Genomic DNA, 21,872 nt, shown 5'->3' on the forward strand with positions numbered 1-21,872 from the left:
CGATGCAGATTTTGTTCGGTGCTGAGAACTGAAGCAATGCAACAGAGTTGACGCGATGATCAGAATCGGATCGCTACGCCATTTATCTTGGGCTGGCGTTCCATCAGCGCAGAAACGGACGATTGATCTTTGACAATCGAGTAATGCCAAAACCCGCCGGCAGCATCTTTGGCTACGCGGCCGGCCGGTAGGACTTCAGCAGCCCGCCGAGTTCGGTTTGACACTCGATTCTGGTCGTCTTTAAGTCGATTGTAGGCGATCTTTTACTGTCATGCACCGGAGGTAGATGATCCCGGGCAGACTGTCCGCGTCTTGTGTCGTACCAATTCGATCCGTGGCGAAGGATCAAGTCGAGTTGCTAATTGGTCACGACGATGAATCCTTTTAGGATTTCGTGCTTGATCGTTTGATTCACCCGCTCTACATGAGCCTGCAAATTGGGTGACGCCGGTGTCATGCATTTGACGGCGCAATCGGTCGAAGTGAACACCGTGTCGAACGATTCGGTGTACTTCGCATCGTTGTCACGCGAGATGATCTCGCACTTCAGATTTTCGTCTTCGACGTGCATCTGGAAATTGCGGGCTTGCTGCGTGGTACGTTCACCATTAGGGCTGTCCGTCGATGGCGAGCCTCAGATGCGGCGAGTCCCCAAGTGAATAAAGACCATGAAGTAGACATCAACCAGTCCCTTCACTGCCCACTTCTTCTTGCAGGCGAAATCGCATAGCCACATCACCTCGGTATGCCGCTTGAGGAATTCCGACCAGCTATCCGGATCGCCGCCGTCATCCGGTGCCGGCGTGATTCCTTCGGCGACAAGAATATTCTTAACCGCTTTGGGAGATAGTTTGTCTTCCTGTTAACCGCTCGCAGAACTGCGAGAAACAGCTGTGTTGATTAACAACAAAGCATTGACCGGCTTTCTGCTTTCATTCGTCGCGTGACCATTAAAAAGAGACGGGAAACGCATCAGAACAGCCATTCAACACAGAAAAAGCCTGAAAAATCCGCGGACTCTCTCCAGATTGGTTTTGTACGGGGAGCCTTCGTGGACAGTAGCGAAATGCTGCTGCCCACCTTAACCGTCAAAGGCCGATGCACACGCATCGGCCTTTTTGCGTTTATCCCCGTGTTTTCGGCACTTTCTTGCCACGACTGGTTCGCCACTTTCGCTCTTGTCCGGTCGGGTCACCTAACCGGAAAGCAGCTTTCCGCCACGCCCTCCCGAACCCAATTACGAAATCTCTCAGACTCTCTCAGTTAACATGCTCGCCCTAGTTAACAGAAATGGGCGAGCGAGAGTATCGATGGCAGATGTGACCAGAGAGTTCGAGACCGCTGCTGTTTGAGATCAATTTCGGACGGTTTTGGGCGAACGCAATCGCGAGGTCTGAACGATGAGTGGGGGCATCGCTGCGCTACTCCACCGGGAGATCCGCCAGTGAGCAAACCAGACTCGATCATTCTTAAAGTGCGTCAGGCGCAGTACGACGCGTTTCCGTTCGACTGTAAGGCCGAGTTTTTCAATCCCGCCAGCATGCTCTCGAGTGGTAAAACCCTATATCACTCGAGTCACTCTCTCCCGAGTGATATAACCCAAATCGCTTGACTCACCCAGTGATATAAGGTCGAATTTGCTCATATCACCCGACTGACCCGGGGTTAAAAAGATAGTTATCCGACCATGGAGTTCGCAATGGATCTATCGCAGCTGCTTCTTCGATCATGAACGGATTGGCATCCAGATCACGCCAGCTTCCCAATGGCTTTTCTGAGCAATTTGCCGGTGGGACGACAAAACTTCGCTGGGCGGCGTGGCCTCCAATTGCGGCCGGCTTTATCATCGTTCCGTGGATAATTGGTTGGTCATTCTTCACGCCGTTTGTCTGGCACAGCTTTTTTACGCAAACCGGCACGCATGCAGCGAATGAAGGACCGTCATCGCTCGGTGACGCCTTGGGGTTCTCCTTTTTTTGGATCTTTGGATTCTCGTTGTTCTCCTATCTGTACTTGCGTGTAGATCAATTTCAATTTGATGCCAAGCAATTCGAACGCAAGAACGGATCTTGTTTTCTGTTCTACAAAACTTCCTCCGCCTTCAGCTCCATCGATAAGGTCGTCCACCGAACAAAGGACATCCAATATGAAAGCGGCACTAAAACGATCGACTACCTGACACTTGAGGGCATGCTCAATCAGGTGTTGGTCTTCGACTGCTACTTTTTCCAGCTTCCCCTTCGCCACAAGGACTGCCGTGCATACGAGATGCTTCTCAATGATCGTGACCTTGCGAACTTTATCTGGCGGCGGTTCCAGTGCTTTCCCAGGATCGCGATGGAGTTTTTCGACGCAAATGATCAACTCGGATAACCACGGCAATCGGGATAGGGGGCCGGATTGCTCCGGAGCCCCTCCCACATCACCTAGCATGCGGGTCCGCACTAGGCGATTCGCCGCGAGGATGCAAGCTGTTGCCAACGATCTAATAGACTCAGTAAGCCCTCACTTTTCAGGTGCTCGTTCGATAACGCACGCTGGACTCCCGACGTCTTGGATAGACGCCATGGGCCTTTGCCGCTATAGGCGAACGGACGGGCATCCCGGTATGACAAGCCCAAGGACATCAGGTTGCGAAGCCGTGTTTTCGACTTCTTCCACTGCTTCCAGTAACATGCCCGAACCCGTCGCCGAAGCCACTTGTCGAGCGTACTGAACGTTGTCTTGACTTGATCTAACTGGAAATACCCAAGCCAACCAATCGCGTAAGAACGGAACTCCGCGAAACGCTTCTTCATCGACACACCCCGGTTTCTACGAAAGATTTCCGAGGCACGCTGTTTGAATGCTTTGAGCTTCTTTCGACTCACGCGAAACTGACCGCCAAAGCCACGAAATTCGTAGCCTACGTACTCAAGCTCTTGCGTCTTACAGACGCTGCTCTTGACGTGATTGACTTGCAGTTTCAACGTCAGCGTCAGAAATCGCTCAACGCTCGCGTACACACGATGCGCAGCTACATCGGACTTTGTGAAGATCACGAAATCGTCCGCATACCGCACGAAAGGCAATCCGCGTCGCTCCAGTTCCTTGTCCAGATCATCCAGATAGATGTTGGAAAGGAGTGGTGACAACGGACCTCCTTGCATCGTTCCTTCTTCGCTTGGTTGACATAATCCATCGACCATCACTCCGGCTCGCAGGTAGCGTCCAATCAGTTTTAGCAGTCGTTTGTCGCGAACCTTGCGGCTCACGCGTGCCATTAACACGTCATGCTGAACTCGGTCAAAGAACTTTGACAGATCCATATCGACGCATCGGCGACGACCGCCGCGAATGATCTTCTGTACCAGCTTGGCTGCATCTTGCGCCGAGCGATAAGGTCGATAACCGAAACTCGATTCCGAAAATCCTGGATCGAAGATCGGCGTGAGAACTAAAACAATGGCGGTTTGGATTGCGCGATCGAGCAAGTTTGGAATTCCGAGCTCTCTCGTGCCGCCATCGGGTTTGAGAATGGCCACCCGCCGGACTGGTTCCGGGCGGTAGGTCCCATCGAGTAGTTGTCGGCGAATGTTTTGCCAACGCGGAGCAAACCACTCGGGAAAGTCGTCGACCGTAATTCCGTCGGGCCCGGGGGCTCCACGGTTGGCCTTCACTCTTGCCCAAGCCATGTCCATGTTGACTTCCTCGACAATTGCTTCCATCAGATTGTGAGCATCATCGCCCAAGGCTGACTTCTCGATGGCCGCCAGTGCCGAATCATCCGTCGGGATGTTTGGCGCAGCGTCATCCGCTTCGACGAAGTCGAAGGCGAGTTGTTCTGCGCTGGGTGGTTCTGAGGTCATCGGTGGTTCGTTCCTTGACTGTTGACGTTCGGTTCTTCCCGTCGCCATTGGAATTGGCGGATCGGTAGTACAACTTCTGCTGCATTCTCCAGGCACGTCATGCGTTACCGCATTCCGCCCCGCCTTTCGGGCAAGCCCTACTCACGGGTACGCCTGGAGTTCTCCCCAGATAAGGGTTTTCGTGATCTGTCCCCGCCCAAGCTCCCGATCTACCTGCGCTCACTCTTCCGGTTCGGTTTCGCAGTCATCAGCCTGCTCACCTGTAGACGTCGGCCTCATATCGGGTTTCTGTTCGTAGCCTGGCGGGTCTTGGCGTGAATGTGTCTGGCGACGGTTTTAGCGTTGAAGCTCGCCCGATTCGGTTGTTGTTGAATCGGAACTGTTCTCGGCGGTTAGCCAGATTTACGGTCACATTCGCAGGCTGCCTTCCCACGGATCGTCACCTCCCCGCGGTTGCCTTCGCCTCGTACTGTTCTTTCGCTAGAATTTCATTTGGTATATTGACTCCTTGAAAGAAACCGGAACTAAGTACAGGGGACTTACACCCCACAAGATCACGCCCATGCTGGGCGTACTGAACGCGGAGCCGCCGACAACGCGTTTTCAAGTGGTGCATCAAACGCGGCGACCCGGTTATGCCAGCCGTTATCCGACTCAATCAAACACTTTGAATTCAAACCCATACGATCCGCCGCCCTCTGGCTCGACAGATTCACCAGCGAACTTTACTGGCCCTCCACAAACAGATTTTCGCAACGGTTCATTTGGTTGTGCGATAAGCACGCTGTTTGTTGCGTTCATCACGCTTTGCTTAGCAATGTCCGTCGCCTATTGGGAGCGATTGCTTCCCGTGTTCGTGACCAATGCGATGCCGCACCTGGTATGGATTGCGGCTCTTGTTTTAGGTGGGTACGCGGCGTCGTGGAAAGCTGCGTTCGCAGGTGCACACACTCGCAAGTGGTCGAGCGCATTGACCGTCGGGATGCTCACCGAGGTTCTGATCTTGCTAATCCACTTCCACCAACGCACTATGAATTCGAGGGGCATGTTTGACCTGTCAACGACTTGGCATGCCATCGCTTATGCTTTGGTAACGATCCCAGCAGCGTTACTCGGCGGTCTAATTTGGGAGAAGACGTGCCCAGTGGATTTACGTCACGGCGCGTCAAGAATGTCAGAGTAATATCGCATTTGCGATAAAGAATTCGGATAACCATCGGATACAACGGAGGACCGGTGGTCAGTTTTCACGAATGGATACTCAACTCCGTTCCCCGACTGAAGCCGATGACCCTCGATGCTCTCGAAAATTCCCTCGGGTTAACGATTCCGACCGGATATCGAACGTTTGTCTCTCGCGGCTATTGTGACCTGTCAGCATTGGACACAACATATCTCTGGGTTAACGAAGCGGAATGGATTCCCTTAGAAGCCATTCCGAGTCGCAATATGTGGCGAGACAATCCGCTACCAGGACTTGTCCCCTTCGCATTTACTGGCGGGGGCGACAATTGGTGCTGGAACACAAATCAGCCGACCTCAAAATCGGAATACGAAATTCTGATGTGTTACCGTGACGATGACTTCGCCGCTGCATATGCGCCGGACTTTCCATCGTGGTTCTATCGCACCTGTTTGGACTTCGCGAGTTGCGTCGATAACGACGCTGATGAGATTGAAGACGCACGCAATCATCTACAACTGTGGTCGCTCCGTCTTTCCGAGATTGGACCGTCAGACTGGGCGGATCACCTAGGTGCGTTGGCCAAGTCCACACCATCATCATTCATTCGTTGCTTCAATGAACGAGAATACGCGGAATTTGGTTTTCTCACACACGATGATATCGCTAACATAGTGCGAGAACGTTTTGGCCCATCCTATTTGGAACGTACTGTTGAATGGGGTTCATGGGACTGATGTTCACATCTGCGGGGAACCATGACATGAACGTGCGGACTGGCAAGGTCTTAAAGACTAGCGGGTGTGAATCCCGCCTGGGTAACTGCTAGCCACAGGCAGTATTGAGTGTTGCAGGCTGCGTATAGGCATCATGAGCTGAAGTGGTTGGTTGAAGCGTAAACAGAGAGGTAGTGAGGGTGAAAGGTGTCGGCTGGGAGCCGGATACGTTAACGGCGCCAGTCCGGTTCTGCGAGGGTTCGGTGATTCAATTGGACAAGGATCAAATATTGTGACACCACAAGGAGAAATCTGTGGCAAACCGTGAACACAAAGCGTATCCTAGCATCCGAGAGACACCGTTCTACTCGCCCGAAGGACCGCATGACGCGTTTACAAATGGAAACCACATTGGCGGTCCTCGGTTACGACCGCCGTTATTCGATCAAAATCGCAAATGACAAAATCGCAGTCCGCCTCGCAGGTTACTGACCGCGACACCATCTGCCATCTGTGGCGGAAACGCTCTGTTATCGTCGATCGCGCAACCGGAATGGTCGAGTTCACGCACTGTCACGTCGCACGTCGATCTATTGTTTTTCCAACAACACAACCCTACTTTGCGTGCTCTACTTCCGAGCTCAAGGCAGTTCACTTTACTCCACGTTTTAAAAACAATCGGGCGTTTCTCACCGTTGTAACAACAACCGGCCGGGCAAATGTTCCCGATACAGGACCGCAGTTTGCCACACTGAGAGAGTGGTTTGCTGAAGCCGTTCCCAGCAATGACCCAGAATTCGCGACTGACAATCCGTTAGCCGTATTTGCCTATGTGCTCGTTGGCATGGTCAGTTTATTCACTGCTGCGTTCCAGGCAGAAGGTGCCGGAAATGCGGCGATGTTAATCGCCGCACTGTTTGGAGCTATTGTCGGGGTAATTGGAACTCATCTGGTGGTTCACTTGGGAGGACACGTGTTCAATACCGACATCAGCTACGGAATATTTGCCATCGCGCTGGGTGTCGCCATAAGCGCTGCGATTGGTCTGTTCGCTGAGTGGAGTACAGCCCTATCAGTCGGCATTACCTTGACCGTTGCCTTCTGTAGCGTCATGTACTGTAGGAGAAGGTGGCTCAACGGACGGATCAAGTCATCAACCGGAGCGGCGAATCACGCGAAATGTTAGTGGATAGCGAAATCTCGCCGCCCGGTGACGCTGGCTGTTCGTCGAAGGAGAACAGATGAAACTCGATCACTTCAATAGCGACACCGATGGCTTTGTCTCTGACTCGATGAATGCCAGTAAACGCGAACTCAGGCTAAATCAACTCGCCCGACGCCGCTGGAAGATAGTCGTCTTCAGAATCGTATACGTCGTATGCATATTCCCCTTGCTGTTACTCTTCTTGCCAGATATAGACCAGTGGCGGGTAATCGACATTTTTGTTCTGTTGTTTTTGCTGCCGATGATCGGTGCAACGTTGATCTATAACGACGTCGTTTCTGAGATTAAGCTACTAAAGATTGTAGCTGCACTAACTGATTCCCTTGGCAAGTGAGATGCTATGCCCAAATCCGGTAAATCGTAATCGCGAACGGCAGCCTTCTGCCCCCGAGTGCGAGAGACGGGCGGTTTCGAAGTTGGTAATCTTTCACGCATATCCGGTGACGCGTGCCGTTCGTCAACGCTGAGCCTCTCACTTAATGTCAGCTCTTTCGGCGATGCAAAAGCAAGGCAATTGCGTCTAATGTCGGGCTGCCCATTTCCATTCGCGATCGAATTGATTTCGGATTCCGTCGGGGATACAATCCTCTGGTCGCGAGTGCTCGGCAGTGAATCATGGTGCAACGTGTGTGGCGAACAATGCCGGTGCACCCCAGCACTCAAAAAAACTATTTTACTGATGGTCGCTTTCCCGTTCCTGCCGGGTGGCCTCAGCCGTTATCGCGATTTGACAAACATGAACCAACTGCTTGAGACAATCTCATCACTTTACTTAAACAAGATTCCGGACGCTCTTTCGAGACTCCCCGCTAATCAGACTTTTTACGCTGGATTCATACCGTATTTCGGTTGGGAGGCTGAGCCCGAAGACTATGCGGAACACGGTCGGACTATCTACATTTTGAACGTTGAGCGGTTAAGCGAGATCAACAAACAAACGACGGATGCTAATGAGGCTTCGCGTTTGGCGTACGGGTGGGGGGAATTCATCGGCGGCCGAGAGCTGACAATTGATTCGCAGGAACTACACGAATCACTATTGAGATGGTACACGCATCAAATTGATCAGGACGAATCACCCGTGCTACTCAATCAAATTGGCGGGGCGATAGCTTCCGCCTGTCGCAAACTCAATGGCACGGATTGGGACAATGATCGCGTCACGCCAGATTTCGTCGTTTTCACCGCTTGCCTAGATGACGAAGAACACGATGTCAAATTGTCAGATTCTGTTCCAGGGCATTGGCTGAAATCCAAGATGAATGATGGCATGTTTCAATGGCTCGCCAACTCCTAATGGCGGGATGACAAGCGCTGAACCGCAGTTGCGGAACCGGGCGGCTTTGGAATGGACAATCAACTCCCGCGACTCAGTGATGCGGGGCGTTCTCCGACTGAAATCGTAATGACGAATCCCTATCATCCATCATTTCCAGTTCCGGAACCCATCGCCGGGCGACCACGACTCGTTTTGCTGGCAACAACTCTTGCGTGCCTCGCATTAGCCTCAACTTGGATCGATCTCTTTGATCTCTTTAGAAACTACTTCCGCAGTAACACCACGGTTCACATCCACGATAGTCACGTGTTGATTCTGCTGTTTCTTTCGCTTTCATTGTTCTGCCTTTGGTCCGAATGGTTCGGTTCCACTAGATTGCGAAGTTGCGTTGATTTCGCCCTAGCTCCGTTGGTGTTGCTAACCTTCGTTGGCCTGTACCGCATGTTCGAGGGACACGTTGACTTGCAAGAATTGGCGGACAACCCAAGCCTCGCCCTTGGTTGGCTAGCTTTTTTTGTGATTTGGCTATACGCCGCCGCGTCGTTTCGACATCGATTCAAAACCGCGGATAACCAAACCGTGAACGTGCGGACTGGCAAGGTCTGATTGACGAGCGGATGCGAAGGACCGCCTGGGTAACTGCTGGCCAAAGGCCCAGTATTGAGTGTTGCAGGCGGCGTAATCGGTGTCGCCATTTGGTGACGAAGATTGGACACACCGAGGCGACGTGCACAACTCGCAAAATTCAGGCAGTCGCTAATATGCGAGAGCATTTACGACGTCACGCTGCGTGGGGTTTCGCCGCCGATCTTACTCCAAATCTGTCGCTGCTTACTCCAGTTCGGTGACTGCAGGACGGTTCGCAGATCGCGTTCGGTGGTAACTATGTCGCCATTGGTAACGGGTGGGAGGTGAAGAACCGCTTCCTGAATGTCCGGCGCGAGCTGGAGCAGATTCAGTATTTGCGTCACTCGGGCGCGGGTGATGCCGGCGGTGCGGGCGATCTCCGCTTGGTCTTTGACTTGGCCGGTTGCAAGCAAGTGGTCGAGACGAATGGCGAGGGCCATCAGTTTCGCGACGTGGGGCAGACGTGGCGTGGGCGGGCGTTTGGCCGCGGTGGGCGACGTGACGCGGTGTTGGCCGCGTGCGGCGGAGGTGGTTTGGAACTTGGCTTGAATGTGCGTCATTGTGTTTGCGTTTCCGAGGTCGGGGTGATGGAGTCGAGGGATTCGAGCCCCGTGGGGCTGAGGGTAATGGACAGGTTGCTGTCGGTAGGGTCGTGGTCGATGCGTTCGATTAGAAGTGACATCAATCGACTTCGCTCGCTGAGGGTCATGTGGTCCCACAGAGTTTCAAGGTCGTCGATTGCCCTGAGGATCGAAACGCGATCGGGTGTGGCGGAGTTGATCGTGGCAAGCTGCTCGTGCAGATTGCAAAGACGCATACGGTCGCGGTGATGTTGCTCATTGAGCGACGCCAAGGAATCAAGTCGAATAGTTTCGCGGGCAGCGTCGGATGTGGGTACAGAGAGCGAGTCGATGGACCGCTCGGTCCGGTGTATCGCAGTCGCGAGTGCTGTTTGCTCTTTTATGAATTCGCTGCGACGTTCATCGATGGATCGGCGGACACGGTTGCATATCGCGTTCAATATTTTTTCGTCAATCGTCAGCGACTGAAGTTGAGCGACGATGAATCGTTCGACTTCTTCGGCGGGCAATGATGGACGCGGGCAGGTCTTGCGGCCTCGTTTAGTTGCCTTGCTGCAAACGTAGTAGCGATAGCGTTTGGACTTCGTTCGTGCGCCACTCGATGCATGCGTCATCATGCACCCGAAATCGATCCGAATGATCCAGACTATCCGCTGACTGAGATTACCAAGTCCGAATTTGAGCGTGTCTGGGACACTGCTGATCCACATCCGCCATGAAGACAATTCACGGTGATCTGCTGACGCTTGCGCTGGATGGCACATTCGATGTCATCATTCATGGCTGCAATTGTCAATGCGCGATGGGTGCCGGGATAGCCAAAGCAATCAAATCAGTGTTTCCCGAAGCATATGACGCCGATTGCTTGACAGACAAAGCCGACAGAAACAAATTGGGTACAATCTCGTTCGCGACTGTCGAACGAGATGACCACCAAATCACAGTCGTGAACGCCTACACTCAATTCCATTGCCGCGGCTCAGCCGTTCGCGCAGACTACGACGCTATTCGGTCGGTGATGACCACTGTGAAATCGCAATTCACTGGCAAACGAATTGGATATCCGAGGATTGGCGCCGGTCTCGCCAAAGGCGACTGGGGTCTGATTTCTCAGATCATTAATGAAGAACTGGCTGGTGAGGATCACACGCTGGTTGAGTACGCGGGATAACCAGTAAGCCTTTGACATCGCGAGGTACGAGCCGATGTTCAAGGGCTTTGTTCAAGAAGCTCGTGGAAGCGAGGGCGGTGTCTCGATCGACTACTTGGGTTTTGCTTCGACCACTGGATCGTCATCGCTACCCAGTTGTTCACCCAGTTGTTCGGTTCGATCAAGCGGAACGGTTCGGCGCAGGTACGTCGGGACCATTTTGGTGGGATCTGGCATGGCTGAGAATGAACTATTGATGACTTTTAATGCGACCTCGATCGGATCGGCGCGCACCTCGAGCCTACGCCACCCCGGAAACGTTTGCGAATGATGTCTTTGGTGTGGGTTCGTCGGTTTCATTATCCGCTGTCGAAGTAGGCTAGTGATCGGGTATCAGAGCACTCGATCGTTTCGCATGTCACCTTGACCACTCGCAACTGGCAACCGCAGTCCGAGCAACGCAGCGGTTGTGTCAGCGGCTTCTCCTGCGGCGCATGTCCGCTGGCCAGCCAGAACGTCCAACCTAAAAACAGCCACACCAACCAACGCACCTGATCGAGTTTGATCTTCGAGTTCGGACTCATCCAGCCATAGTGCCGGATCTTTTGAAAACCCGATGGCAGAACATGCTGGACGAAGCCTCGCACAAACGATTCCCCTTCGACTTTTTGTGTCATGGTTCGAACGGATTTCGATGGACGCACCGTGTAGGTCACCGACGACTCATCCACCGCCACGATTCGCTTGTCGCTCAAGGCGACCCGGTGCACGTAAGGAGCCAGGTACTTGAGTGTGGGGATCGCGTGACCGACCGCTTGGATATCGACGACGAATTTCTTGTTCCAAGCTGACATTGAAACGGTATCGTATAGCCCACACGCTCGAAGCTCATCAGCCAGCTTCGCCTTGTAGACTCGCACCAGTGTGTCGTGATGAAACAGAAAGTTCTTCGGCGTGCTCTGCCATGACTCGGCCTGGCCATGATCATCCAACTTCACTCCGCCGCCGGGAACAACGTAGTGAATGTGAGGATGATAAACTGCTGGATCTCGCCCCCAAGTGTGCAGCACCCCGAAGAACCCGAGTTGACAACCTTTGAGGCTCTTGGTCGCGGCAGCCACATCGCGGATGCTCTGGCTGCTGGCGTCAAACAAACAGCGATAGCCTTCGCGTTGGCACTCGCGCAGCACCAAACCGATCTCCCGAGGCACCGTGAAGGTGACCAGGAAGTGATGGACCGGCATCAATTTAGCGGACTGTTTTTCGATCCAGGCTTGAGTTTTCTCGTGACCACAGTTGGGGCAATGCCGATTGCCGCAGGAGCGTCCCACCCAGTGCTCGCGGCGACAACCGCTGCACTGGTAATGGACTCCGCCGAGTGCACCCGTACGACAGCGGATGATGGACGAGAGAATTTTTTGCTGAACGATCGAAAGGGTCTGCCAAATCGCCGGGGCGTGCTTGCGCAGTGCATCGGCAACCGAGGGCATCGCAGCCTAGGATGAAGCTTTAGGAGCGACGGAAGATCTGTTCGATCATTTCTCTGGCGTTGGCCTCTGCGGTGTCGGTCAGGTGCAGGTAGATCAACGTGGTCTGCAGGCTGCTATGGCCGAGGTACTGCTGAATGACCTTCAGTGACACGCCCGCTTCGAGTAGATGCGTGGCATAAGAATGTCGGAGAGTGTGGATACTGACACGTTTGGCGAACTTCAAGTCGACGGCGATTTTGGACATCGCTTTTTGGACATCGCTTTTTGGACGGTTGATGTTTGGATGGGCGTGTCGGACGTGGAGGATTGTTGGTGATTTCGACCTTCCGCGGGAAACAGGAACCGGGGATGTCGATGCGTCACCCAGTGTTGCCGGAGCCAATGGAGAGTCGAAGTTGGCAGGGGCACGTAGCGATCTTTGGCCCCCTTGCCGCGATGGATATGGACCATCATCCGCTGAGAATCAATGTCACCGACTTGCAAGTTTCGAGCTTCCTCTAGCCGTAACCCCATCGAGTAGGTGGTCCAAAAGAACAGAGCGATCCGCTCGACTCGGCAAGCGTTGACGATGCGGTGCACCTGCTCGATGGTGAGTACTTCAGGCATCGTTTTTGCCCGCTGCAGCTTCATCGTGGCGAGCGTCTGCCAATTCCGCTTGCACGTTCGCGAGTAGAAGAACTTGATGCCAGAGAATGCAACACGGATCGATCCGTAAGCGAATTGCTTTTCGTTTTTGAGGTAGAGGAAGTATCGCCGGAGTTCAGCTTCGCTGACTCGGTCGGGACGTTTTTCACAGTAGTCGGCGAGTTGCCGGACGGCTCGGAGATAGCCGTGCACAGTGCGTTTGCTCATGCCTGCTAGTTGCAGGTCGTCGTTCATGTCCTGGTAGAGCTTGCCGTCGAAATAGCGAGAGGCGGCAGGGAGGCGATCGTAGTTGACCATGGTAGATCCTTGTTGAGAGAGAAAAATAAACAACAAGAAAACATGCCAGCGCCGTGAGAATCGGCTAAACTAACGATCGAAAAAAAAAACAGCCACACCCGCCGCGATAGCGGCTTACTTGAACAAAGGCATGAACGCGGAGCCGCCGACAACGCGTTTTCAAGTGGAGCATCAACCGCGGCGGCCCGGTTATGCCAGTCATTTCGTCGGACCGAAAGAGAATATGCGACCCGACCCATACCAACCTCCCGAATGGTCCGAGGCTTCGGATTTGTATCGGCGACCGGTACGTTACATGAGTGCTGCGGGCGCGCTACTTGCCTCAGGCTTTTTCTGTACGGCGCTCGCGGCTGCGCTTATGCAATTTGTCATCATCGGACTCTTGGGGTTAGGGCTTTTCGTGGTTGCTTTCGGATTACTATTCGCGGCCGGGCTCCTCGTCCGGGCGGATAGCCAGGCGCCGTGGTGGCAGCATATAGCGAGCTTCACACTTTATGTCATGGGAGTCCTGTCGTTGATCGTAATTGCAGGGTACGCAACTTCGTTGGCGTATGCGCAGTCAATTGCTCCTCGCGCCGGGACATCAGTTCCGTCCGGCTGGCAATGGGCCGTTCTTATGCTGATCTCAGTTTTGCCCGCGGCTACAGTTGCGATCGCCCTTCTTTATCGGACGGGATGGTCGCGGTCGCGTTGTATCACTTGGGGAGTTGCGGCATTTGGGGTCTCACCAACGGCGATTCTGTTATTCTGGATTTTGAAACTCACTGGACAGCCCCTGACTGCATAGTGTGTTTGCTGACGGTCGCTCGTTGGCCGCTGCAAATGCCGACGCACTAAGCAATGCACCCGAGCCGCGAAGTCGGGCGTTTTTACCATGGCAAATCTCTCGTCGCGGCCGGGTGATTGCGAACGTTCTGCCTCGAAATCCTCATCATGACACCGGCTGATCCAGCACGTATTCACCTTCTCCCTGCGAAGGCGGCGCCCTACGTGCTCGTCATCCGCCGAAAACCATCAAAGTGCTTCCACGTAATTCGGTGGAATACACGATCCGACACACTTGAACAGGGCTCGTGGTTCCACGGCAAGCTGTATCCAGAACGGTGCGACATCTCGTTCGATGGACAATGGATGATCTATCTCGCGATGGGAGCATCGGGTGATACATGGAACGGCGTCTGCCGCCTGCCCTATCTTCGGACAGTCGTTGAGGGGCCGAACATGGGCACGTGGTACGGCGGGGGGTACTGGCGCGATCGACAGACCCTTCTTCTCAATCGATGGCAGCCCGCGAAGGGTTCGGTTCCATCCAAGCTTTCCGAACTTCAGCCAGAATTCGGCGGCGAAGATTTGGGCGTTCTCTACCTAACCGGAAAGCAGCTTTCCGCAACGCCCTCCCGAACCCAACAGCGAAATCTCTCAGACTCTCTCGGTTAACATCCTCGCCCTAGTTAACAGAAATGGGCGAGCGAGAGTACCGATGGCAAACGCGACCCGAGAGTTCAAGACCGAGATCTTCAATCTCGCCAGCATGCTTTCGAGTGATAAGACCCTATATCACTCGAGTCACTCTCTCCCAAGTGATAAAACCCAAATCGCTTGACTCACCCAGTGATATAAGATCGAATTTGCTTATATCACCCGACTGACCCGGGGTTAAAAAGATAGTTCTGCGACTGAGGAATATATGGGCGGTTCAAAAGCCAACACGAAATTTGACGGCATCCAGTGGGACGAACACTTCGAGACGTTTGTCGCGGATCGTATTTTCAACGGTCACAAGGTTGGCTTCACCTTCGACACGCAGCAGAAACGGTCCGACGAACGGCTCGCAAGCCTCACGCCGACAGCTAATCGCATCTGGATGACGCACGAATCGTGGTTCAAGAAGTTTCGTAATTTTGTTGCTACTGATTGGTTGTCGCAATTCAACACTTTGCTGAGCCAAGAGGACCCACCGTTGACGATAACCGCAAAGCAGATACGTGATTCGTTGACCTGCCCTTACATGATTACCATTCGCCCAAACGATGACTCTGATCATCTTCGCATCGATTTCAACGGCGGCGGTCATGACTGGGGTGGCTCCGACCACCGACTCTCCGACTACCACGTCGAGGCTTCTGCAACAATTGACGGCGGCTTTGACGATGCAACAATTTACACGTATTGATGAGCGGGGAGCCGTCCAATGCACCCGAGCGGCGAAGTCGGGCGTTTTCAAATGGACAATCTCTCGTCGCCGGCGGGTGATTGGTGCCGTTGCCCGACTAGCGATGATGACTTGATGGCAATCGTGTTGGCGATTCAAAGGGCCTTCATGCGTGATGGAACCGGCGCTAGTTTTCCAGCGTTCTTTGTTAAGGCGAGCGTCAAAGCTCTGTCGCAAAGGCCTTGCGGTTGAGAGCGAATGGCAGAATGATTAGGTGGCAGAATGATTGGTGCTCGCTGATTTATCATTTTGCCCCACATCATTTTGCTAACAAATTTCTTCTTTGTTTTTGCCGCTACAAACGGATTTGCCGGCGGTCGTTGCGCTCGCTATGATCGGACCAACGTCAACCGACGTGGTTAGCGACATCCCAATACAGTAAACCGGGGAACCATGGGTTGTAACGAAGTCGGCAGTTTTAGCAATTTGGCCACCACATCGACTTCCGTCCCGACTCGCTTATCCCCAACGTTACCCGACTGATATACATCCAGCTCTACGCATTAATGCGACGCAAATACGATTCGAACCGATGCCCCAACGGTGGCGGTTTCATAACGCCCATGTCAACGATATTAGTCAAAATTACACCACCGCATTCGCACATGCGCATTGAACGTGGACGCTGCAATTCCTGCCAGACTGCTGTGCATCGAACGGATGATCATCTCTGGCGCATTGACATTGCCCCAGTCGACGAACGCCTAGACGAACTGCTCTTGTCCGATGATGAGCGGAAACTGCTCTCCAAAAACGGAACTGCGTGGCTTGACTTCAACGCACAGCGTATTCCTAGCGACACGCTCTGGACATTGACTCCCCGATTCCCACATCACGTTGTAGTCGGCCTAGTACGCGACGGCATTGTTGTTGACGAGCGACGGTTCAACCGATAGCGTGGAATCCTACGGCACAAAACAATAGCGGGTAACAAAGGGATTGCACTGGAGTCGGGCGTCGCGCGTTTTGATCGATCAAATTTCCCACGGCCCGACCCCGTGGATCCTACCGTTCGGCGACATCATGCGAACGGCTCATCCAGCGTTAACAACGAAGCATAAAAGTTATGTTCAAAGGTATTTTGATTGAGAAGGACGAAGCAGGCTACCGTAGCTCACTGACGGAGCTTGACGAGGGGCAATTGCCCGATGGCGATGTGACCGTGCGGGTGAGCCATTCGACGCTCAACTACAAAGACGCACTGGCTATCACAGGCAAAGGGCCGGTGGTGCGCAGATTTCCGATGGTGCCCGGCGTCGATCTGATTGGCACCGTGGAGCATACGACGCACTCCGATTACGAGGTGGGCGATGCGGTGATTCTCAATGGCTGGGGGGTCGGAGAAACGCATTGGAGCGGCCTCGCCCAGAAGGCACGCCTGAACGGGAACTGGCTGGTGCCTTTGCGAGGTCGGTTCACGCCGCAGCAGGCGATGGCCATTGGCACCGCAGGCTACACTGCAATGCTTTGCGTGCTGGCTCTTGAACGGCATGGAGTAAAGCCGGAGCACGGGGATATTCTCGTGACCGGTGCGGCGGGCGGCGTAGGTAGTGTGGCGACGGCGGTTCTGAGCAAGCTTGGTTTTACCGTCGTCGCAGTCAGCGGTCGGCCGGAGGAAGCAGACTACATCAAAAGTTTGGGCGCGGCGGAAATACTGGATCGCACGATGTTTGCGTCGCCCGGCAAGCCGCTGCAAGCAGAACGCTGGGCGGGAGCAATCGATGTGGTAGGCAATCACACGCTGGCCAACGTTTGCGCGACGACCCGATACGGGGGCGTCGTCGCGGCCTGTGGGCTGGCTGGCGGAATGGAATTTCCCGCGACCGTAGCACCGTTCATTTTGCGTGGCGTAACGTTGGTTGGCATTGACAGCGTAATGTGCCCCCGACTTAAGCGGCTCGAAGCATGGCGACGCTTAAGCCTCGATCTCGATGTTTCAAAGCTTGCCACAATCAGCACGGAAGTCGGCCTGACCGAGCTGATGCCCCTCGCGCTGAAGATGCTCAACGGGGAGGTAAGAGGCCGCGTAGTCGTGGACGTGAACCGCTGATTGAAGGAGTCGGCAAGATCCTGAAGACTAGCGGGTGTGAAGGATCGCCTGAGTAACTGCTAGCGGTGGGATCAGAGTTGGGAGTTGGGAGTTGGGAGTTGGGAGTTGGGAGTATGCCCGCGAAGCCGAAAAGGCAACAGAGGCAAATGACTGTTTTGGGATTCGGATGACCGCATCGTACCGTAGACGCTCGGGTAAAGCCGAACGAGTGGAGGCGGTTTCGCTCGCCGGCGCCCCGGTACAGACGGATTCGTTGTGTTCGCACGTGCCAAGCAATAACGGAGGTAAGACAGGAAGATTGTTGCGACAGAAAAATGAAAAGTCGGGAATGTCGCGTGCATCATCTTCCTGCCTCCATTTTCCTACCTTCTCTATTTCCGACTCTTCGCATCATCGGTACTGATGCTTCGGTCTCTCCTGCCGTCGCTTCGCGACTGTACGCCTGGGTGTTTGCACTGTTCCCCGGACTCACGTCCGGGGCTTTCGCCTTTCGTCGCGTTGCGACTGACGATTGGACTGTGATCTATTGAACTGTGATCCATTGGAGACGGATCAAATATTGTGACACCCCAAGGAGAAATCTGTGGTAAACCGTGAACACAAAGCGTATCCTAACATCCGAGAGACACCGCTCTACTCGCCCCGCGCACTCAAAAACCTATTCCCTAATGGTCGCTTTTCCGTTCGTGCCGGGTGACCTCGAACGTTTCTCGGACTAAGCGACGCTGAAATATGGAGCATGAATTGTTTGCAATCGCTTACGTCTTGGGTTTAGCAATATTGCTTGGCCTCATCTTACACGGCACGTACCACAATGGTGACGCCGCTAGCTCGATAAGTGGGGTCCGCAATGTGGCGAGGCCCCGCGCAGGTGGACATCTCGGCCATGTATGTGTCGGACTGGGCAAGCACACGACCATTCCTGTGTGGCTCTGGCGTTTCGTATTTGTGATGTTACTATTTGCAGCGGGAGTCGGCTTTGTCAGCTACCTTATGTTGTGGATCTTTCTACCTGTCGAGGTGGCTAACGAAGACGCCTCCAAGCAAGCTGACTAAAACGAACGCAAGAGATCAATGCTCGCCAACGGGCACAACGTCGGCGTTAAGGGTAGCGGACCTCGCGCGAGAGTTTCGGATCGGCGGGTAAACACAACGAAAGTTTTGACGATTTCCGCTACCACCAACCCTCATTCTTAGCTGCAACGCTGCACTAGTCGACATTCACGAGTTCGACGATGAAATGCAGGTGCGAGTGAGGAGGAATGGAGCCTGGGGAACCGCGTTCGCCGTAGCCGAGCTTTGAAGGCACCCACAGTTCGATCATTCCGCCCTCGCCAACGAGTTGCAGTCCTTCCGTCCAACCGGCAATGACATTTTGCAAGGGAAAGGTTGTTGGTTCACCTCGCTCGTAGGAGCTGTCAAACACTTTTCCACCATTGAGCCAGCCACGATAGTTGACGGTCACCGTGTCGTCGGCCGTCGGTTTCACGCCGTCGGACTTTCGTAGAATCCGATACTTCAGCCCGGAATCGGTCGCTGAGAACTCGAGTGCGGCATCCGCATCCATTGGACCCGTACCGGTTTGAAGTTCAGGACTGTCGACAAACGAGGTTGGTTTCCATCTCGCTTTTGCGGTATCCGAAGTTGCCAGCTCTGAAGAAAGGTTCGGGCTGGGTTTCGCGGTGGAGCGACACCCCGGAACCATGATAACGACGCTCAATAGACACCATGGCAACCAATTCTTCATTGTCGTTCCAACGCTCCAGTCTCGCATCAATCCAAAATGCCCATCGGAAGCGAACCTTGCCTCCTTTTCTCGCTGGGGCCTCCATTCTTCGTGGGGCCTCCATTCATCATTGGGGGGAGGTTAGCGAATACAGGCATTTCTTGAAAGTCCGTAATTCGCCAAGATTTGCTTTCACACCGTCACGTCATGTGTGATCTCGGCTATTTTTGTATTCTGGAGCAAAGATTCTACCCCCACCGCAAAGGATTCGAGCATTGGACCACTCTGGCGAGTTCACCTACACGATTTGCTGTTGGCTTTTGCGACATGATCACGTCAGTCGTGGCAGCGTTCTTTCGGAGCTCACGCGTTCGCGGCAAGCTGACAAAGAGCGCGGCAGTTGGAAAACGCCCGAGAATGAAAACCAAGAATCATTCGTGCTGGACTGGGCCGAATGATGCGGACGCGTCCAAACATTTTGTTCGTCTGCAGCAAAAACCAATGGCGAAGCCCGACGGCCGAAGCGATCTATCGAAGTGACGATCGGATTTCGGTTCGTTCGCGAGGAACGGCAAAGGCCGCGGTGCAAACGATTCGGGCAAGCGACGTCGCGTGGGCGGACGCGATTCTGGTGATGGAAGACAAACATCGTCAGCGAATCCTGGCCGACTTTCCTGACGAATCGAAGTTCAAGTCGGTGCATGTGTTGGACATCCCCGACGACTACCGATTCATGGACGACGAATTGTTGGAATTGATCAAGTCGGCTGCGGAACCGGTGATTGACCAATTAACGCAATAACAAAGAGATCTTTCATGCCGCACTGTCGCTAAGTTTAAATAGAACGGTTGAATGAACATCCGAATGCTCAAGTGCACGGTCAGTTTCAATCTTTTCTTAGGTCTTTCAACTCCACGACGCTGACGGTGTCGACGTGAAACAGTCCACCTCGTTGGGTCTCTGTGTTGTTAAAGAAAATGGTCGCGGTGGTATCGTTTTCGCCTGTCGTGAATTTGATGCTGTAGGACTGAAACCAGTTGTGAAAGACCTTGCGGATCAATCTTCCTCCTCCATAGTCTTCCACACCCATCCATCCCTCGTGGAAGACCAGCGGCTTTGTCCGCAAATTGGACGGTTCGAGCGTTCCAGACGTCGCCGGCGTGCGAAGATGAGCCGTTAATAGGTAATGCGTGTTCGGTTTGACTGTGATTTCTTGCGATGCCGCGCCGGTCCCTCCTGCTCCGATCTGCATCGCATTCGGGTCGGCGGATTCGTTGTTGTCTTTCCAGTACTTCCACTTCGATACGTCTTGCACCGCGACAGCGCCCTCTGTTTTCCAACCGCTCAGATCTGTAGCGAAATCGCTGTTGGAAACCAAGTTTGGAAGGTTTTGGGTTTCGATATTATGGCTATCGACACCTCGTTTCCAAATGCGGACGTAGTCAACCTCAAAAACCGCTTCATCGCCAAACATCTCCGGGCGAAGTTCGCTGATTCGCCCCTCCCAGTCAAACAACTCGCAGTCGATCCAAACTCTCTGGGGCTTATCAATCACCCAACCGCCGAGACCGTTGAACATGACCCGATTGGCTTCTGATTTGGTCAACGTCCGAATCAAATTGCCGTCAACGTAAAAGCGGATGTCGTTTTCGGTCCAGTCTGCGGCATAGACATGCATCGTGTCGGTCACGTCAAAGCCGAGCGTGTGTTTCTGAGTCCAATGCCTTCGATTACTCAGATTCTCATTGATCGCTCGGTCCCAATTGTGAATCGACATCTGCATCGTTTGCGTGATGTCTGCGTTGTCCTTCGTGACATCCCAGCTCTGGCCGACGTGTTCGAACACATCGAGTTCGCCACGGTTGTCGGTGCCGACTGCCCAGAAGGCTGCCGACATGGGACTCTTGCCCACCCGGCAGCGAATCTCCATGTATCCGTAGTGAAGAAATTGTTTGCTGATTAACGCGCCAGTGGTTATCGGAGGGTTACCGTAACCCTTCGCGAATTCAAAGTCAGGAGCCCAGCTCGATTTGATCTGCAATCGTCCCTTGCTTTCTGTTATCGCGGCGGGGATGAACTGCGAATTGCGACCTCGGTTGTTGTTATAGTACGCCCCTTGGCCGTCGTCGCGGCCCTGGATGTGCCATTGTTTTCCGATCGAACCGTCGTTGAACTCGTCACTAAATTCCGGCTGTAGCTGCCACTGGCCGAGGTTCTCGGGATCGGTATGCGGCAATAGTTTTGGAGTTCGGTCGTAGTCGGACTGGGCCATCAATGGGTTCATGGAATAAACTGCCATGCCGATAAGCAGCAGCCAACATACAGGCGATAGGTTGTTCATATGATGGTTCGATTGACGTGGTTGGCGGAGATGCAGGGCGGCGACCGTGAATCAGGTATGCGAGATTTGCCACTTACTTTGGCGGTGCGACGATTCTATGACAGTGATCCTGAAAGAATATCATACCTCATGCGCACGTCTCGCAAGGTATTCGTGATGTCGATCGGTCTGCCGGCGTCTGCATTGACGGTTCGCTTCGAGCCTTCACTGTCATCTCGAACCGAACCCGAAGAGGATTTTATGCTTGAGGTGCGAGCATTTTATGGCGGCGTCGAGATGGCGATTGCGGTGGCGAAGAGTGAGTACGTCCCTGCACTACTCCGCAGAGAGATCCGTTAGTGAGCGAATCCAACTCGATCATTCTCAGAGAGTATGAGACGCAGGATGACGCGTTTCCCTTCGATTTCAAAACCGAGATCATCATTCTGTCCCGCATGCTTCGGATTGATATAGCCCGAATCGCTTGACTCACCCGGTGATGACAGTTCCAATTCACTTGGA

General features: G+C 53.6%; 24 protein-coding genes. 14 read left to right on the top strand and 10 right to left on the bottom strand.

The window, feature by feature from the left end:
• Window positions 1-358 precede the first annotated feature (358 nt).
• Window positions 359-571 (bottom strand): hypothetical protein, encoded by a 213-nt coding sequence (locus tag SH528x_RS17880; RefSeq protein WP_442511830.1) that lies wholly within the window; start codon window positions 569-571, stop codon window positions 359-361.
• 1,166 nt (window positions 572-1,737) lie between these two features.
• Between SH528x_RS17880 and SH528x_RS17885 the strand changes: the two genes are divergently transcribed.
• Window positions 1,738-2,373 carry a hypothetical protein gene (locus SH528x_RS17885; protein ID WP_442511831.1) on the top strand — a complete coding sequence of 212 codons (636 nt, stop codon included), beginning with the start codon at window positions 1,738-1,740 and terminating at the stop codon, window positions 2,371-2,373.
• A 71-nt stretch (window positions 2,374-2,444) separates the two neighbouring features.
• Here SH528x_RS17885 and ltrA read toward each other — a convergent pair whose 3' ends face one another.
• Window positions 2,445-3,848, bottom strand: a complete 1,404-nt coding sequence (ltrA, locus tag SH528x_RS17890; protein ID WP_442511832.1) for a group II intron reverse transcriptase/maturase — start codon at window positions 3,846-3,848, stop codon at window positions 2,445-2,447.
• Window positions 3,849-4,410: 562 nt separating this feature from the next.
• On the opposite strand from ltrA, the gene SH528x_RS17895 reads away from it, so the two are divergent.
• The 6 genes from SH528x_RS17895 (at window position 4,411) to SH528x_RS17920 (ending at window position 8,269) form a co-directional block, all read left to right on the top strand.
• Window positions 4,411-5,031, top strand: coding sequence for a hypothetical protein (locus tag SH528x_RS17895; RefSeq protein ID WP_442511833.1), 621 nt, complete (start codon window positions 4,411-4,413; stop codon window positions 5,029-5,031).
• Between the two features lie 104 nt (window positions 5,032-5,135).
• Window positions 5,136-5,768: an SMI1/KNR4 family protein gene (locus SH528x_RS17900; protein ID WP_442511834.1), complete on the top strand. Its 633-nt coding sequence runs from the start codon at window positions 5,136-5,138 to the stop codon at window positions 5,766-5,768.
• Window positions 5,769-6,061: 293 nt separating this feature from the next.
• A complete protein-coding gene (locus SH528x_RS17905; RefSeq protein ID WP_442511835.1) occupies window positions 6,062-6,208 on the top strand; it encodes a hypothetical protein in 147 nt (48 codons plus the stop codon).
• Window positions 6,205-6,933 carry a hypothetical protein gene (locus tag SH528x_RS17910; protein ID WP_442511836.1) on the top strand — a complete coding sequence of 243 codons (729 nt, stop codon included), beginning with the start codon at window positions 6,205-6,207 and terminating at the stop codon, window positions 6,931-6,933. Before SH528x_RS17905 ends, SH528x_RS17910 begins: the two co-directional genes overlap by 4 nt.
• A 55-nt stretch (window positions 6,934-6,988) precedes the next feature.
• Window positions 6,989-7,306 (top strand): hypothetical protein, encoded by a 318-nt coding sequence (locus SH528x_RS17915; RefSeq protein WP_442511837.1) that lies wholly within the window; start codon window positions 6,989-6,991, stop codon window positions 7,304-7,306.
• A gap of 345 nt (window positions 7,307-7,651) precedes the next feature.
• Window positions 7,652-8,269 (top strand): hypothetical protein, encoded by a 618-nt coding sequence (locus SH528x_RS17920; RefSeq protein ID WP_442511838.1) that lies wholly within the window; start codon window positions 7,652-7,654, stop codon window positions 8,267-8,269.
• Window positions 8,270-9,024: 755 nt separating this feature from the next.
• Here the strand turns inward: SH528x_RS17920 and SH528x_RS17925 are convergent.
• Complete coding sequence (locus SH528x_RS17925) at window positions 9,025-9,438, bottom strand: hypothetical protein (RefSeq protein WP_442511839.1); 414 nt, start codon at window positions 9,436-9,438, stop codon at window positions 9,025-9,027.
• The gene (locus tag SH528x_RS17930) at window positions 9,435-10,076 is read right to left on the bottom strand and encodes a zinc ribbon domain-containing protein (protein ID WP_442511840.1); all 642 of its coding nucleotides are present in this window, start codon (window positions 10,074-10,076) and stop codon (window positions 9,435-9,437) included. Before SH528x_RS17930 ends, SH528x_RS17925 begins: the two co-directional genes overlap by 4 nt.
• 98 nt (window positions 10,077-10,174) lie before the next feature.
• Here SH528x_RS17930 and SH528x_RS17935 point away from each other — a divergent pair, with 98 nt between their 5' ends.
• Entirely contained in the window at window positions 10,175-10,630 is a 456-nt protein-coding gene (locus tag SH528x_RS17935) for a macro domain-containing protein (RefSeq protein WP_442511841.1), read from the top strand.
• A 90-nt stretch (window positions 10,631-10,720) separates the two neighbouring features.
• Here the strand turns inward: SH528x_RS17935 and SH528x_RS17940 are convergent, their stop codons facing one another.
• The 4 genes from SH528x_RS17940 to SH528x_RS17955 all read right to left on the bottom strand — a co-directional run bounded on the left by SH528x_RS17940 (window position 10,721) and on the right by SH528x_RS17955 (window position 13,041).
• A complete protein-coding gene (locus tag SH528x_RS17940; RefSeq protein ID WP_442511842.1) occupies window positions 10,721-10,846 on the bottom strand; it encodes a hypothetical protein in 126 nt (41 codons plus the stop codon).
• Between the two features lie 122 nt (window positions 10,847-10,968).
• Entirely contained in the window at window positions 10,969-12,099 is a 1,131-nt protein-coding gene (locus tag SH528x_RS17945) for an IS91 family transposase (RefSeq protein ID WP_442511843.1), read from the bottom strand.
• 19 nt (window positions 12,100-12,118) lie between these two features.
• Window positions 12,119-12,343 carry a tyrosine-type recombinase/integrase gene (locus SH528x_RS17950; RefSeq protein WP_442511844.1) on the bottom strand — a complete coding sequence of 75 codons (225 nt, stop codon included), beginning with the start codon at window positions 12,341-12,343 and terminating at the stop codon, window positions 12,119-12,121.
• Window positions 12,319-13,041 (bottom strand): site-specific integrase, encoded by a 723-nt coding sequence (locus SH528x_RS17955; RefSeq protein ID WP_442511845.1) that lies wholly within the window; start codon window positions 13,039-13,041, stop codon window positions 12,319-12,321. Before SH528x_RS17955 ends, SH528x_RS17950 begins: the two co-directional genes overlap by 25 nt.
• Before the next feature lie 933 nt (window positions 13,042-13,974).
• Between SH528x_RS17955 and SH528x_RS17960 the strand changes: the two genes are divergently transcribed.
• The 4 genes from SH528x_RS17960 to SH528x_RS17975 all read left to right on the top strand — a co-directional run bounded on the left by SH528x_RS17960 (window position 13,975) and on the right by SH528x_RS17975 (window position 18,359).
• Window positions 13,975-14,478: a hypothetical protein gene (locus SH528x_RS17960; protein ID WP_442511846.1), complete on the top strand. Its 504-nt coding sequence runs from the start codon at window positions 13,975-13,977 to the stop codon at window positions 14,476-14,478.
• A gap of 250 nt (window positions 14,479-14,728) precedes the next feature.
• Complete coding sequence (locus tag SH528x_RS17965) at window positions 14,729-15,214, top strand: hypothetical protein (protein WP_442511847.1); 486 nt, start codon at window positions 14,729-14,731, stop codon at window positions 15,212-15,214.
• A 1,105-nt stretch (window positions 15,215-16,319) separates the two neighbouring features.
• Window positions 16,320-17,303 carry an acrylyl-CoA reductase (NADPH) gene (gene acuI / locus SH528x_RS17970; protein WP_442511848.1) on the top strand — a complete coding sequence of 328 codons (984 nt, stop codon included), beginning with the start codon at window positions 16,320-16,322 and terminating at the stop codon, window positions 17,301-17,303.
• 732 nt (window positions 17,304-18,035) lie between these two features.
• The gene (locus SH528x_RS17975) at window positions 18,036-18,359 is read left to right on the top strand and encodes a PspC domain-containing protein (protein WP_442511849.1); all 324 of its coding nucleotides are present in this window, start codon (window positions 18,036-18,038) and stop codon (window positions 18,357-18,359) included.
• A 154-nt stretch (window positions 18,360-18,513) separates the two neighbouring features.
• Here the strand turns inward: SH528x_RS17975 and SH528x_RS17980 are convergent, their stop codons facing one another.
• The gene (locus SH528x_RS17980) at window positions 18,514-19,050 is read right to left on the bottom strand and encodes an FKBP-type peptidyl-prolyl cis-trans isomerase (protein WP_442511850.1); all 537 of its coding nucleotides are present in this window, start codon (window positions 19,048-19,050) and stop codon (window positions 18,514-18,516) included.
• 433 nt (window positions 19,051-19,483) lie between these two features.
• On the opposite strand from SH528x_RS17980, the gene SH528x_RS17985 reads away from it, so the two are divergent.
• Window positions 19,484-19,831, top strand: coding sequence for a low molecular weight protein tyrosine phosphatase family protein (locus tag SH528x_RS17985; protein ID WP_442511851.1), 348 nt, complete (start codon window positions 19,484-19,486; stop codon window positions 19,829-19,831).
• An 85-nt stretch (window positions 19,832-19,916) separates the two neighbouring features.
• On the opposite strand, the gene SH528x_RS17990 is transcribed toward SH528x_RS17985, so the two are convergent.
• On the bottom strand, window positions 19,917-21,371 hold the full coding sequence (locus SH528x_RS17990) for a family 16 glycosylhydrolase (protein WP_442511852.1): 1,455 nt from the start codon (window positions 21,369-21,371) through the stop codon (window positions 19,917-19,919).
• On the opposite strand from SH528x_RS17990, the gene SH528x_RS17995 reads away from it, so the two are divergent.
• Window positions 21,372-21,710, top strand: coding sequence for a hypothetical protein (locus tag SH528x_RS17995; RefSeq protein ID WP_442511853.1), 339 nt, complete (start codon window positions 21,372-21,374; stop codon window positions 21,708-21,710). It abuts the gene before it with no gap.
• Window positions 21,711-21,872 lie beyond the last annotated feature (162 nt).

This window comes from Novipirellula methanifontis, assembly GCF_052161655.1.
GTDB lineage: Bacteria > Planctomycetota > Planctomycetia > Pirellulales > Pirellulaceae > Novipirellula.